General features: G+C 62.2%; 13 protein-coding genes and 1 pseudogene. 2 read left to right on the top strand and 12 right to left on the bottom strand.

Annotated elements, in window-relative coordinates:
* Positions 1-74 precede the first annotated feature (74 nt).
* Entirely contained in the window at positions 75-1,010 is a 936-nt protein-coding gene (locus CO660_RS07115; RefSeq protein WP_097598157.1) for a tyrosine recombinase XerC, read from the top strand.
* A gap of 176 nt (positions 1,011-1,186) precedes the next feature.
* Complete coding sequence (locus CO660_RS07120) at positions 1,187-2,263, top strand: TraB/GumN family protein (protein ID WP_097598321.1); 1,077 nt, start codon at positions 1,187-1,189, stop codon at positions 2,261-2,263.
* A 12-nt stretch (positions 2,264-2,275) separates the two neighbouring features.
* Here the strand turns inward: CO660_RS07120 and CO660_RS07125 are convergent, their stop codons facing one another.
* The 12 genes and pseudogenes from CO660_RS07125 to mdh all read right to left on the bottom strand — a co-directional run bounded on the left by CO660_RS07125 (position 2,276) and on the right by mdh (position 14,481).
* Positions 2,276-2,776: a cytochrome b/b6 domain-containing protein gene (locus CO660_RS07125; RefSeq protein WP_097598158.1), complete on the bottom strand. Its 501-nt coding sequence runs from the start codon at positions 2,774-2,776 to the stop codon at positions 2,276-2,278.
* A 101-nt stretch (positions 2,777-2,877) separates the two neighbouring features.
* Entirely contained in the window at positions 2,878-4,284 is a 1,407-nt protein-coding gene (gene lpdA, locus CO660_RS07130) for a dihydrolipoyl dehydrogenase (RefSeq protein WP_097598159.1), read from the bottom strand.
* A gap of 24 nt (positions 4,285-4,308) precedes the next feature.
* Positions 4,309-4,539, bottom strand: a pseudogene (locus CO660_RS07135) (LysE family translocator); the annotation flags it as partial.
* A gap of 17 nt (positions 4,540-4,556) precedes the next feature.
* Entirely contained in the window at positions 4,557-5,309 is a 753-nt protein-coding gene (locus tag CO660_RS07140; protein WP_097598160.1) for an SDR family oxidoreductase, read from the bottom strand.
* Complete coding sequence (locus tag CO660_RS07145) at positions 5,306-5,836, bottom strand: hypothetical protein (RefSeq protein ID WP_097598161.1); 531 nt, start codon at positions 5,834-5,836, stop codon at positions 5,306-5,308. Before CO660_RS07145 ends, CO660_RS07140 begins: the two co-directional genes overlap by 4 nt.
* Complete coding sequence (locus CO660_RS07150) at positions 5,833-6,582, bottom strand: DUF4241 domain-containing protein (protein WP_097598162.1); 750 nt, start codon at positions 6,580-6,582, stop codon at positions 5,833-5,835. The genes CO660_RS07145 and CO660_RS07150 overlap by 4 nt, the downstream gene beginning before the upstream one ends.
* An 11-nt stretch (positions 6,583-6,593) precedes the next feature.
* Entirely contained in the window at positions 6,594-7,853 is a 1,260-nt protein-coding gene (gene odhB, locus CO660_RS07155) for a 2-oxoglutarate dehydrogenase complex dihydrolipoyllysine-residue succinyltransferase (protein WP_097598163.1), read from the bottom strand.
* A 39-nt stretch (positions 7,854-7,892) separates the two neighbouring features.
* Entirely contained in the window at positions 7,893-8,201 is a 309-nt protein-coding gene (locus tag CO660_RS07160; protein ID WP_085779703.1) for a YciI family protein, read from the bottom strand.
* Positions 8,202-8,216: 15 nt separating this feature from the next.
* On the bottom strand, positions 8,217-11,201 hold the full coding sequence (locus CO660_RS07165; RefSeq protein WP_085780223.1) for a 2-oxoglutarate dehydrogenase E1 component: 2,985 nt from the start codon (positions 11,199-11,201) through the stop codon (positions 8,217-8,219).
* A gap of 167 nt (positions 11,202-11,368) precedes the next feature.
* On the bottom strand, positions 11,369-12,271 hold the full coding sequence (gene sucD / locus CO660_RS07170; protein WP_008528022.1) for a succinate--CoA ligase subunit alpha: 903 nt from the start codon (positions 12,269-12,271) through the stop codon (positions 11,369-11,371).
* 19 nt (positions 12,272-12,290) lie between these two features.
* Positions 12,291-13,484 (bottom strand): ADP-forming succinate--CoA ligase subunit beta, encoded by a 1,194-nt coding sequence (gene sucC, locus CO660_RS07175; RefSeq protein ID WP_097598164.1) that lies wholly within the window; start codon positions 13,482-13,484, stop codon positions 12,291-12,293.
* 34 nt (positions 13,485-13,518) lie between these two features.
* Positions 13,519-14,481, bottom strand: coding sequence for a malate dehydrogenase (mdh, locus tag CO660_RS07180; protein WP_004679265.1), 963 nt, complete (start codon positions 14,479-14,481; stop codon positions 13,519-13,521).
* Between the last annotated feature and the right edge of the window lie 163 nt (positions 14,482-14,644).

Below are 14,644 nucleotides of genomic sequence, written 5' to 3' on the forward strand. Positions count from 1 at the left end.
GGCCGGCATTAGCAATTCGATAACCGTTCCTGCTTCAAATTGGCGGACTTGAAGGCAAATTCAAGGCCAGCAACGTGAATGAACTGCTTGTAATCGCCGACCCGCGCCTGATGGCGGAACGCGCTGCGTGGCTCGAAAACCTCGCTCGTGAACGCCGTCTTTCCGAGCATACGCTCGATGCCTATGAGCGCGACACCCGCCAGTTTCTGACCTTCCTGACCGGCCATCTCGCCGGCCCGGCGACCCTCGCGGATATCAGGGAATTGCGCCCCGCCGATTTCCGCGCCTTCCTTGCCGCTCGGCGCAGGCAAGGCTCCGGCGCCCGTTCGCTCGGCCGCAATCTCGCCGGCCTTCGCTCGCTGTTGCGTCACCTCGAAAAGAAGGGCCTGGTCAATGCCGCCGGCGCCGGCGCGATCCGTTCGCCGAAGCAGCCGAAGTCGCTGCCCAAACCGCTGTCGGACACGCAGGCGATCACCATCGTCAGCGATGAAGCCCAATTGCATGACGAACCCTGGATTGCCGCGCGCGATGCGGCTGTCATGACGCTGCTCTACGGCTGCGGCCTACGCATCTCCGAGGCACTGAATCTCGTTCCCGCCGACCTGCAAAAGGGCGCGACGACGCTGCGCATCACCGGCAAAGGCAACAAGACACGGCTGGTGCCGCTTCTGCCCGTGGTTTTCGACGCGGTCGAAAAATATCGCGCACTCTGCCCATATGATCTCGACAGCGGTGGGCCGCTGTTTCGCGGCGCCCGCGGCGGCAAGCTGCAGGCGGCGATCATCCAGCGGGCCATGCAGAAGCTACGGGGCGCCTTCGGCCTGCCGGAGACGGCGACGCCGCATGCGCTCCGCCACTCCTTCGCCACCCATCTGCTTGCCGGCGGCGGCGATCTGCGCACCATCCAGGAACTGCTCGGCCATGCCAGCCTTTCGACAACACAGGTCTATACCGGCGTCGATGCATCGCGGCTGCTTGAGGCGTATGATCGAGCGCATCCGCGCGCTTGATGGATGTCGTCCAAAATGCGTAGCGCTTGTGACGACGGCACCCCACATTCGACACGCTCAGCGCCCATGAATTCGGCTCGATGCCTGCGCTAAGTTTTCGTTAACGCATTCTCTTAAAGGATTATGCGTAAGCCGAGCGTAGAGCAGAAGCGATTGGGCATGTGGGGAATACCATGATGACGACTTCGATCAGCCGCCGGGCTTTTTTCCTCGCAGCACCCGGCAATCTGCTGCTCTGGCTGATTGCGGCCTTCCACATGCTGCTTGTAGCAGCCCTGTTTGTCGCCCTCCTGGCCGCAAGGCCGGCGGCGGCCGAAGACGCTGCCTGCACCGGCCGCAATCTGATGGTCGACTTGCAGCAGAGCGACCCCGCCCGATATGCCGAGGCAGTCAAGGAAGCCGAGGCAACGCCGAACGGCAAGGGCATCTTCTGGAAGATCGAAAAGCCTGGACTTGCCCCCTCATGGCTGCTCGGCAGCATGCATGTGACCGATCCCCGTGTGCTTGCTCTGCCACCGCGCGCCCAGGCCGCCCACGACGCAGCCAATACGATCATCATCGAATCCGACGAGATCCTCGATGAACGCAAGGCAACCGCCGCCCTGCTCGCGCGGCCGGAACTGACGATGTTCACCGACGGCACGACGATCGACAAGCTGCTCTCTGCCGAGGATTACAAGCGCCTGGAAGCCGGCCTCAAGCAGCGCGGCATCCCCCTCACCGCCGTCTCCCGCATGCGGCCATGGATGATCGCCAGCGCCGTCGCCCTTCCGGCCTGCGAACTCGCACGCAAGGCCAGAGGCGTGCAGTTTCTCGACCAGAAAATTGCCAGCGACGCCGTTGCTGAAGGCAAGCAGGTCAAGGGGCTGGAAACCCTTGCCGAGCAGATCCAGGCTATGGCCGATCTGCCGGTCGAATTCCATATGAAGTCGCTGATCGAGACGCTGGAACTCGGAGCCAAAATGAATGATGTCGTCGAAACGATGACCGATCTCTACCTCTCCGGCGATATCGGCATGACCATGCCGATCCTGAAGACAGTGACGCCGGAGAACGAAGGAGATAGCAGCGACTATGCTGCCTTCGAACAGCGGGTCATCCTCGATCGAAACAAGGTCATGGCAGAGCGCGCCGCACCCATTCTCGACGGTGGCAACGTCTTCATGGCCGTCGGCGCCCTGCATCTGCCCGGCGAGGGCGGCGTCATCGAATTGCTGCGCAAGCAGGGCTTCACCGTTACCGCCGTGAACTGAACTCGTTTTCGGTCAGCCGAGCGTCATGCGGCGCAGCACATTGCTCTTCCAATAGAACTGATGGACGAGCGCGCCGGCGACGTGGGCGGCGATCAGCCCCCAAAGAATGACCTTCAAGACATCCGCGTGCACGAAGCCGGCGGGATTGATGCCGAAATAGTAAGCGGCGATGCCGGAAAGCGGCAGCGCGAAGAGCAGGATATAAAGCCCCGCATGGACGAGTTTTGCCCCTAGACGAAAGATCGCCGGCTCCTGCGAAACCTCAGGCGGCACACCCTGCATAAAACGCAGACAGAGCCTGAGGACGGCAAGCAGCAGAATGGCGATGCCGACGTAGGCGTGAATATTCGCCGAGGCAATCTGCTCGGGCGTCGGAACCTCGCCCCTGCGAACGAGCCGGTTCCACATATTCATCCCGTCGGGAAACAGCAGATTGAAGAAGATCAGCAGCGCCACGGCCCAGTGGAGGAAACGTTGGCTGAGACTATAACTCAGGATGGACGGCTGCTGCATTCCTGATCTCCCCCGATGCTCGAACTTTGCGATATGAGACAACTAAAACAGCCGCTTGCCTCTCGGCAAGCGGCTGCGCGCTTCATTACGAAGATGTAAGATTACATATGGATCGGCTTGAAGAAGGTCGCGAGTGCAGCCTCCTTGACCGCTTCGGACATCGTCGGATGTGCGTGGCAGGTCCGACCGAGATCTTCCGACGAGCCGCCGAATTCCATTAGCACGGCGATCTCGTGGATCATCTCGCCGGCGCCGAAGCCGACGATATGGCCGCCGAGCACGCGATCGGTCTCCTTGTCCGCGAGGATCTTGACGAAGCCGTCAGTCGCCAGCATCGCGCGGGCGCGACCGTTTGCGGTGAACGGGAACTTGCCGACCTTGTAGGCAATGCCCGCCGCCTTCAGCTCTTCCTCGGTCTTCCCGACCGAAGCGATTTCCGGCTGGGTGTAGACGACGCTCGGAATGACCTCATAATTGACGTGGCCATGCTGACCGGCGAGGATTTCGGCGAGCGCCACACCCTCGTCTTCCGCCTTGTGCGCCAGCATCGGACCCTTCACCACGTCGCCGATCGCATAGATGCCGGCGACATTGGTCTTGAAGTGACCGTCGATCTCGACGCGGCCGCGATTATCGAGCACGACACCTGCCTCTTCCAGGCCGAGGCCTGCGGTATAGGGCTTACGGCCGGTGGCGATCAGCACGACTTCGGCGTCGAGCGTCACCGCGTCACCGCCCTTGACCGGCTCGAATGTGACCTTGGCGCCCTTGCCGCCCTTCTCGACGCCGGTGACCTTGGCACTGAGGTTGAAATCGATGCCCTGCTTGGCAAGCATGCGCTGGAACTGCTTGGAGACTTCGCCGTCCATGCCGCCGAGGATGGTGTCGAGATATTCGACGACGGTGACCTTGGCGCCGAGACGCGACCAGACCGAGCCGAGTTCGAGGCCGATGACGCCGCCGCCGACGACGATCAACGTTTCCGGCACCTTTTCCAGTGCGATGCCGCCGGTGGAGGAAATGATGGTCTTTTCATCGATCTCGACCTGCACGCCGGGAATTCCGGCGACGTCGGAGCCGGTGGCGATGACGATGTTCTTGCCCTCGATCTCCTGCGCCGTTCCATCCTCGGCGGTGACGGAAACCTTGCCGGCCGAAACGATCTTGCCGGTACCCTGGAAAGCGTCGATCTTGTTCTTTTTGAAGAGGAAGGCGACGCCGTCGACATTCGACTTCACCGTCGCATCCTTGTGCGCCATCATGTTGCCGAGGTTGAGCGTCGGCGCCGGCACGTCGATGCCAAGCGCGCTTAATCCGTGGCCGGCCTGATGGAACATTTCGGAAGCATGTAGCAGCGCCTTCGACGGAATGCAGCCGACGTTCAGGCAGGTGCCGCCATAAGTCGCGCGCTTTTCGACGACGGCGACCTTGAGGCCGAGCTGGGCTGCCTTGACGGCGCAGACATAGCCGCCCGGGCCGGTTCCGATAATGATCACATCATAAGACATTGCTTTTCCCTTTGAATTTATCGTTTAGTCGACTGCGCGCGACAGCGCCAGGCGGAAGCCGAAGGCGACGAGTGCCGCTCCGGTGATGCGGTTGAACCATTTGCCGCTGGCGATGAAGCGGTCACGGATCGCCTGACCGTGAAGAAATAGAAGACGCCGGCAAACAAGGCGACCAGCGCCGTCGCCATGCCGATGCCGTAGGAAAAACTGGATAAGGACAGGCGTATCGTGATGCACGAGCGTATACTGCATGCTGTTTTTTACCCGTCTTTCTAGCGGCCGCCGCTCACGTTGAGGATCGAGCCCGTGACATAGGAGGCGGATGGAGAAAGAAGGTAGAGGACGGCGTCCGCCACCTCCTCGGCAGTGCCCGGACGCTGCATCGGGACCGAGGGCGCCATTTCGCGTGCCCGGTCCGGCAGTCCGCCCGAAGCATGCAGATCGGTTTCGATGATACCGGGCCTGACGGCATTCACACGAATGCCCTCGGCTGCGACCTCGCGCGCGAGCCCCACCGTAAACGTGTCGATAGCGGCCTTCGAGGCGGCATAATCGACATACTGCGCCGCCGAGCCGAGGATCGCGGCCATCGACGAGATGTTGACGATCGCGCCGCCCTGCCCGCCGTGACGGCTCGACATCCGGCGAACGGCCTCTCCCGCGCACAGGATGGAGCCGGTCACATTGACGCGCAGCATCCTTTCGACCCGCTCCATCGACATCTCATCGACCCGCTGCGGATAATCGACAATGCCGGCATTGTTGACCAGCCCGTCGAGCCGGCCGAAATGGCGATCGACCGCCGCAAACATCGCGGCGATATCGGCAGCCTTGCCGACATCGCCCTGGATGGCCACGGCCTCGCTGCCGTCAGCGGCAACCGCCGCAACGACAGCCTCCGCCGCCTGACGGCTGGAGGCGTAATTCACCGCGACGCGCCAGCCCTGGCGCGCGGCGAGCCGGCAGACCGCGGCGCCAATGCCCCGGCTGCCGCCGGTCACGAGAACAACCGGTGCATCACTCATGTCGCACACTCCTTGAAAGTCAGCACATCCCAGGGCGCCACCGAAGCCTTGCCCTCGCCCCAGGCGCTCGATTCACGAATGGCGGGACCAAGGCCGGGAAGCACGAGCTTTTCGGCCGCCGCCGCGCCCTCCGGCTGCAGATTGTCCATCTCGCCCTGGGCATTCATACCGTAGACGGCGCCCTGCCAGACGGTGCATGCATCGAGGTCGGCGCCCGTCGCGTCTCCCTCCGGGCAGTTGAACATCAGGATGCCGATCGCCCGCACCGGATCTTCCGATGGCATCACGTAGCCTTCCATGACGACGGATGCCTCGAGCGCATTGACCTTGAACTGGTTGCTGGCGGCAGCCGAGGGAGAATTCAGCGGTGTAAAACGCAGTTCGTAGGCGCCGTCACGGTCGACGTAAACGGCGTGCTCCTGTTTGCAGTCGGCGGCGAACGCGGCAACCGGAGTGGTGAAAACCGCGGCAGCTGCAATTGCAGCCACGCCTTTCCGCCCTGCCATGATCCCGATCGCCCCGCTCATTGCACCTTCGCCTCTCGCCGTCCATCGGCATTCTCGATAACACCAAAATCCGTCAACAGCACCAATGGACGACCGTCCTTGTCGAGGCCCCAGAAGACAGGATAGACACCGTCGCCCCAGCCGCTCCAGAACACAGCGACGTTGCCCTTCTTGCCGGCAATCGGCCGGTGCAGCGCATAGTGGTTCTTGTTGGCATCGAGGTCCGAAGCCAGCACGTCATCATAATAGTTGATGTCGACGCCCGGCTTCTGCGCCTGGACCTGCGCTTCACGCTCATCGATCAGCGCCAGCGTATCGGCATCCATGTAGCAGCCGATGCCGGCATCGACGGGATAGCCGAAGATCTCGTCATCCTTCAGCATCGCCGGGTCCTGCCCGGGAAGGACAGCTAGCTCCCAATGATCGGGCTTGCCCTCGGCAAACCGCATGCTGGCCGCCGCGATGCGACCGAAGGCCCGGTAGAGCGTCACCGGATAGTCACCCGGCGCAACCGTTCTTGCCAGCGCCGGACGATCCGGCTGAGCAAGCGGATCGGCAGCGACAATGCGCCCCGACGTCAGCTCGACATCGCCCATATGGACCACGTCGATCGACCGGCTGGAGAGTTCGGCATCATCAAACGCCACCAACTCGAAATTGCTGCTGGCCTTGCCGACATCCCAGCCGGCAGCCGATGCGGAGACCGGCGCATGCGCGGCGGCAGCGCAAAGAAGAAGGCGCGCCGCTCGCATGACCCGGTTCCGCATCGAAATGCTCCTTAGAGATCGAGAACCAGACGTTCCGGATCTTCGAGGCTCTCCTTGACACGCACGAGGAAGGTGACCGCTTCCTTGCCGTCGACGATACGGTGATCGTAGGACAGCGCCAGATACATCATCGGACGGATGACCACCTGGCCGCCGATCGCAACCGGCCGCTCCTGGATCTTGTGCATGCCGAGAATGCCGGACTGCGGCGCATTGAGGATCGGCGAAGACATCAGAGAACCGTAGACGCCGCCATTGGTGATGGTGAAGGTGCCGCCCTGCATGTCGGCCATAGCAAGCGAGCCGTCACGGGCCGCCTTGGCAAGGCGGCCGAGTTCCTTCTCGATTTCGGCGATCGACATCTGGTCGGCGTCGCGGATAACAGGAACGACGAGGCCCTTGTCGGTGCCGACGGCCATGCCGACATGGCAGTAGTTCTTGTAGATGATGTCGGTGCCGTCGATCTCGGCATTGACTGCCGGCAGTTCCTTCAGGGCATGCGTCACCGCCTTGGTGAAGAAGCCCATGAAGCCGAGCTTGACGCCGTGCTTCTTCTCGAAAATGTCCTTGTACTTGTTGCGCAGGTCCATGACTGCCTTCATGTCCACCTCGTTATAGGTGGTCAGCATGGCGGCGGTGTTCTGCGCGTCCTTGAGGCGCTTGGCGATCGTCTGGCGCAGGCGCGTCATCTTCACGCGCTCTTCGCGTGAGGCATCCTCGACCGTCGACGGGCCACGCGCTGCAACCGGCGCCGCTGCCGGTACGGCCGCCGGAGCGGAAATGCCCTTGGCGACGGCGGCGATGACATCGCCCTTCAGCACCTGGCCACGTTTGCCACTGCCGTCGACCTGATCGGCGGAAAGATTGCTTTCAGCCAGCATCTTCGCAGCCGCCGGTGCCGGCGGCATGGTGGAGACGGAAGCACTCGACGACGATGCAGCGGCAGCAGCAGCTGGCTGGGCCGCGGCAGCCGGGGCTGGCTGGGCGGGAGCGGCGGCCGGTGCGGCAGCAGCCGGCGCGGCGGCGGCGCCGGCACCTGCGGAGATCTGGCCGAGCAACGCACCGAGGCCGACGGTCTCGCCGGCGGCAGCGACGATTTCCGAAAGCGTGCCGGAGACGGGCGCGGGAACTTCGATGGTCACCTTGTCGGTTTCAAGCTCCAGAATCGGCTCGTCAGCCTTGATGGCGTCGCCGACCTTCTTGAACCAGGTGCCGACGGTTGCCTCGCTGACGGATTCACCGAGAGTTGGAACGCGGATTTCTGTGGCCATTGTTCAAATCCTGATTTCGTGTGTTTTCGTTTATGCGTTTCAGACGGCGGGCGGCCGCAAAATGATCGAGGGCATCGGCAGGATATCGAAACGGAAACCGAGACCGGAAGCGATGATGGGATCGCCGTCGGCAAGCGCTTGTGCCGCCGCCTGATCCTCGACTTCGACGACTGCCATGCCGAAGGCGCCTTGACCCTCGAACACGGGACCGACGACAATTGCCGATCCCGCAAGGGCCTGCCGATGCCAATATTCGACGTGGCGTTTCATCGCCGCCATTTCCTCCCCCGTCCCGTCGTGCGGAAAAGTGGGGCGCGGCGGCAGCAGTCTCAGAAAGAAGTAAGCCATTGCGCCCCCCTTGATTTAGCCGCCCAATGCATCCTCGAGGAATGCGGCGAGCTGAGACAGATGCTTCGACATCAGGCCCGTCGCCGGCGAGGCGGCGGCCGGACGGCCGGTATAGCGGACGCGCTGGTATTTCGCATCGATATGGGCGAGCACCCATTCGAGGAATGGGTCGATGAACGACCATGCGCCCATGTTCTTCGGCTCTTCCTGGCACCAGACCATCTCGGCATTGCGGAAGCGCGACAGCTCGTTGATCAGCGCCTTTGCCGGGAACGGATAGAGCTGCTCGACGCGCAGGAGATAGATGTCGTCGATGCCGCGTTTTTCACGCTCTTCGAGAAGATCGTAATAGACCTTGCCGGAGCACATGACGACGCGGCGGATCTTGTTGTCCTTCTGCAGCTTGATCGGGCCGTCCTTGATCACCTCGGCATCATCCCACAGCAGGCGGTGGAAGGCGGATTCACCGGCCAGTTCGGCAAGTGTCGAGACCGCTCGCTTGTGGCGCAGCAGCGACTTCGGCGTCATCAGGATCAGCGGCTTGCGGAAGTCGCGCTTCAGCTGCCGGCGCAGGATGTGGAAATAGTTCGCCGGCGTCGTGACATTGGCGACCTGCATGTTGTCTTCCGCGCAGAGCTGCAGGAAGCGTTCCAGGCGAGCCGAGGAGTGCTCCGGACCCTGACCTTCATAGCCGTGCGGCAACAGGCACACGAGGCCGGACATGCGCAGCCACTTGCGTTCGCCCGAGGAGATGAACTGGTCGAAGACCACCTGCGCGCCGTTGGCGAAATCGCCGAACTGCGCTTCCCAGAGCGTCAGCGCATTCGGGCGGGCGAGCGAGTAGCCGTATTCGAAGCCGAGCACGGCCTCTTCCGAAAGCATCGAATTGATGACTTCGTAGCGGGCCTGCGTCGGCGAAAGATTGGCGAGCGGAATGTAGCGTTCCTCGGTCTCCTGATCGTAGAGAACCGAGTGACGCTGCGAGAAGGTGCCGCGTTCGCAATCCTGACCGGACAGACGGATCTTGTGGCCTTCCAGGCAGAGCGCGCCAAAGGCGAGCGCTTCGGCCATCGCCCAGTCGAGGCCCTCGCCGGTGGCGATCATGTTGGCCCGGTTTTCCATGAAACGCTGGATCGTGCGGTGCGCATTGAAGCCTGCCGGGATTTCCGAGAGCTTGCGGCCGATCTCCTTCAGCGTCTTCATCGGCACCGCGGTCTTGCCGCGGCGCTGTTCGTCGGCATTGTCGGCCGTGCGCAGGCCCGACCACTCGCCATCCAGCCAGTCGGCCTTATTCGGCTTGTAGTGCTGGCCGGCGTCGAACTCCTGCTCGAGATGCGCGCGCCAGTCGGCCTTCATCTTCTCGACTTCGCCTTCGGTGACCAGGCCCTCGGCGACGAGGCGGGCCGCATAGAGCTGCAGCACGGTCTTGTGGCCGCGGATCACCTTGTACATCTTCGGCTGCGTGAAGGACGGCTCGTCGCCTTCATTGTGGCCGTAGCGGCGATAGCAGAACATGTCGAGCACCACAGGCTTGTGGAACTTCATGCGGAATTCGGTCGCGATCTTGGCTGCGTAGACGACCGCTTCTGGATCGTCGCCGTTGACGTGCAGGATCGGTGCTTCGATCATCTTGGCGACGTCGGACGGATAGGGCGACGAGCGCGAGAAGGCCGGATTGGTGGTGAAGCCGATCTGGTTGTTGATGATGACGTGCATGGTGCCGGCAACACGATGGCCGCGCAGACCGGAAAGACCGAGGATTTCGGCAATGACGCCCTGGCCGGCGAAGGCCGCATCGCCATGGATCAGCAGCGGCAGAACCTTGGCGCGTTCGGAAAGCGGAATGATGTCGCCTTCCCACACCGTAGCGCTCATGTCCTGCTTGGCGCGAGCCTTGCCCATCACGACAGGATCGACGATTTCGAGATGCGACGGGTTCGCCGTCAGCGACACGTGTACCTTGTTGCCGTCGAATTCGCGGTCGGAGGATGCACCGAGATGGTACTTGACGTCGCCCGAGCCTTCGACTTCATCGGGTGCGTAGGAACCGCCCTTGAATTCGTGGAAGATGGCGCGGTGCGGCTTGCCCATGACCTGCGAGAGCACGTTGAGGCGGCCGCGATGGGCCATGCCAAACACGGCTTCCTTCAGGCCGAGATGACCACCGCGCTTCAGGATCTGCTCCAGAGCCGGGATCAGCGATTCGCCGCCATCCAGGCCGAAGCGCTTGGTGCCCTTGAACTTGACGTCGAGGAACTGTTCGTAGCCTTCGGCTTCGACGAGTTTCGAAAGGATCGCCTTCTTGCCCTCAGGCGTGAAGGCCACGCCCTTGTCCGGGCCTTCGATGCGCTCCTGGATCCACGCCTTCTCTTCCGGGTTGGAGATATGCATGAATTCGACGCCGAGTGTCGAGCAGTAGGTGCGCTCGAGGATCTCGATCATTTCGCGGATTGTCGCGTATTCCAGGCCGAGCACGTTGTCGATGAAGATCTTGCGGTCGTAATCGGCTGATGTGAAGCCATAATTTTCCGGCGACAGTTCGCGATAATCATCGACGGTGGCGGCGATTCCGAGCGGGTCAAGCTTGGCGTGCAGGTGGCCGCGCATGCGGTAGGCGCGGATCATCATGATGGCGCGGACGGAATCGCGCGTCGCCTGCAGCACGTCGGTGCTGTCGGCAGGCTTGCCCTCGGCTGCGGCCTTGGCCTTCACCTTCGTCTCGATCACCTTCTCGACGATGCCCCAGTCGCCGTCGAGAGCCGACACCAGATCGCCGCCGGCTGCCAGAGGCCAGTTCTTTCTACGCCAGGAAGCTCCCTTTGCCGCCTTTTTCACATCGGCAGGATCGTCTTCCAGCGCCTTGAAGAAGGCGCGCCATTGATCGTCGACCGACGCCGGATCCTCTTCGTAGCGCGCATAGAGTTGCTCGATATAGGCCGCGTTGGCGCCATCCAGAAACGAGGTGATCTGAAACTGCTCGTTGGCTTCTTGCCGTGCCATGGTGATATGCGAACGCTTCCGTCCGCCTCCTGACTGTGATGAATCTGCCGGATCGATCGCCGGCTGCCGCATTCCGATCGCCGCCTGTCCGCGGCGCATCTGCTGCTCTCGTATGCAAGCCGGGCGAAGGCGCAGATGCCGTTCCTCCGCCCGGTCTATAGGCGGCTTCAGCCCTTCAGGACTTCCACCAGCGTCTTGCCGAGGCGGGCCGGAGACGGAGACACCTTGATGCCAGCCGATTCCATCGCCGCGATCTTCGATTCAGCGTCGCCCTTGCCGCCGGATACCACGGCGCCGGCATGGCCCATGGTGCGGCCCTTCGGTGCCGTACGGCCTGCGATGAAGCCGGCCATCGGCTTCTTGCGGCCCTTCTTGGCCTCGTCCTTCAGGAACTGGGCTGCGTCTTCTTCGGCGGAGCCGCCGATTTCGCCGATCATGATGATCGAAGTCGTGGCTTCGTCGGCGAGGAACATCTCGAGCACATCGATGAACTCGGTGCCCTTGACCGGGTCGCCGCCGATGCCGACGGCCGTCGTCTGGCCGAGACCTTCGTTGGAGGTCTGGAAGACGGCTTCATAGGTCAGCGTGCCCGAGCGGGACACGATCCCGACCGAACCCTTGCGGAAGATCGAGCCCGGCATGATGCCGATCTTGCATTCTTCCGGCGTCAGGATGCCCGGGCAGTTCGGCCCAAGCAGGCGCGACTTGGAGCGGTCGAGGCGAGCCTTCACGCGCACCATGTCCATGACCGGAATGCCTTCGGTGATGCAGGTGATGAACGGTATCTCGGCGTCGATCGCTTCTATGATCGCATCGGCAGCGCCCGCCGGCGGAACATAGATGACGGTCGCATCGGCGCCGGTCTTTTCCTTGCCCTCGGCAACGGTCGCGAAGATCGGCAGGCTTTCGCCCTTTGCGCCGGTCCAGGTTTCACCACCCTTCTTCGGGTGGATGCCGCCGACCATCTGGGTGCCGTAATAAGCGAGCGCCTGTTCGGTGTGGAACGTGCCGGTCTTGCCGGTCAGACCCTGAACGAGGACCTTGGTGTCTTTATTGACGAGAATAGACATTCTTTCCGATCCCTCAAAATTAGCCGTTGATCGCCGCGACGATCTTCTTGGCCGCATCGTCCAAGTCGTCAGCCGCCGTGATCGCGAGACCCGACTCGTTCAGGATCTTCTTGCCGAGCTCGACATTGGTGCCTTCAAGGCGCACGACGAGGGGAACCTTGAGACCGACTTCCTTGACCGCGGCAATGACGCCTTCAGCGATGACGTCGCACTTCATGATACCGCCGAAGATGTTGACGAGAATGCCCTCGACCTTCGGGTCTGCGGTGATGATCTTGAAGGCCGCAGCGACTTTCTCCTTGCCGGCGCCGCCACCGACGTCGCAGAAGTTGGCCGGCTCCTTGCCGTACAGCTTGATGATATCCATCGTTGCCATGGCGAGGCCCGCGCCGTTGACCATGCAGCCGATATTGCCGTCGAGCGCGACGTAAGCGAGGTCCCACTTGGAAGCCTCGATTTCCTTGGCGTCTTCTTCGGTCTCGTCGCGCAGCGCCCGGACGTCGTCGTGACGGAAGAGCGCATTGCCGTCGAAGGACATCTTGGCGTCAAGAACGCGCAGATGGCCATTCTTCATGACGATCAGCGGATTGATTTCGAGAAGCGACATGTCCTTCTCGTTGAAGGCCTTGTAGAGCAGCGGGAAGAGCGACTTGGCGTCTTCTGCGGCAGCACCTTCGAGCTTGAGAGCGGCGGATATCTTGGCGACGTCGGCGGCCGTTACGCCGGCTTCCGGGTCGATGGCGATCGTCTGGATCTTCTCAGGCGTGTCGTGGGCGACGGCCTCGATGTCCATGCCGCCTTCGGTGGAGACAACGAAGGCGACCTTGCCGACCGAGCGGTCGACCAGCAGCGAGCAATAGAGTTCGCGTTCGATGTCGGCGCCGTCTTCGATGTAGAGACGGTTGACCTGTTTGCCGGCTTCGCCGGTCTGCGCAGTCACCAACGTGTTGCCGAGCATCTCCTTGACGTTGGCAACGACGTCTTCGATCGACTTGGCGAGACGTACGCCGCCCTTGGCTTCCGGCGACAGTTCCTTGAACTTGCCCTTGCCGCGGCCGCCTGCATGGATCTGGCTCTTGACCACGTAAAGCGGGCCGGGAAGCGACTTGGCGGCCGCCTCGGCTTCTTCAACCTTGAGAATTGCCACACCCTCGGCAACCGGCGCGCCATAGCCCTTCAGCAGAGCCTTGGCCTGATATTCATGAATGTTCATGGGTCTATCCCTGTTTCGATTACTTCAGCGCCGATTACTTCAGGGCAGGCGCGATGTTGATGCAGGCTTCGCACAGACCGGCGACAGCGGCCACCGACTTGTCGAAGGCTTCCTTCTCAGTCTTGTTGAGGTCAATCTCGATGACGCGCTCGACGCCGCCGGCGCCGATGACGGTGGGAACGCCGACATACATGTCCTTGACGCCGTACTGCCCGGTCAGATGGGCCGCGCAAGGCAGAACGCGCTTCTTGTCCTTGAGGTAGGATTCGGCCATTTCGATCGCCGAGGCAGCCGGCGCATAATAGGCCGAACCGGTCTTCAGCAGGCCAACGATCTCGGCGCCGCCGTCACGGGTGCGCTGGATGATCTCTTCGAGGCGCTCCTTGGTGACCCAGCCCATGGTGACGAGGTCGGTGAGCGGAATGCCGCCGACCGTCGAGTAGCGGGCGAGCGGCACCATCGTGTCGCCGTGGCCGCCGAGAACGAAGGCCGTCACGTCCTGAACGGAGACGTTGAATTCCTTGGCGAGGAAGAGGCGGAAGCGCGAGGAATCGAGAACGCCTGCCATGCCCACGACCTTGTTTGCCGGAAGGCCGGAAAACTTCTGCAGCGCCCAGACCATGGCATCGAGCGGGTTGGTGATGCAGATCACGAAGGCGTTCGGGGCATACTTCTTGATGCCGGCGCCGACCTGCTCCATGACCTTGAGGTTGATGCCGAGAAGGTCGTCGCGGCTCATGCCCGGCTTGCGCGGGACGCCAGCGGTGACGATGCAGACGTCGGCGCCTTCGATCGCCGAGTAGTCGCTGGCGCCGGTCAGATTGGCGTCGAAGCCTTCGACCGGCGAGGACTGTGCGATGTCGAGGCCCTTGCCCTGGGGGATGCCGTCGGCGATGTCGAAGAGGACGATGTCGCCCAGTTCCTTCAGGCCGGCGAGATGCGCCAGTGTACCACCAATCATGCCAGAACCAATGAGTGCGATCTTGTTACGCGCCATTTCGCTGTTTCCTTTGCGATCAAATCCGTCGAACGACGCTGCAAGGCCGCTCAATGACGCAATCGCATAGACCCAAAGGCTAAAAATGGCAATCCATTAATTTTGATGCAGCGTTTTCAATCGTTTAGATGCCAAAATTCTTACGTAAACGTAAGATATTTTG

The sequence above is a fragment of the Rhizobium sp. L9 genome (assembly GCF_002531885.1).
GTDB lineage: Bacteria > Pseudomonadota > Alphaproteobacteria > Rhizobiales > Rhizobiaceae > Rhizobium.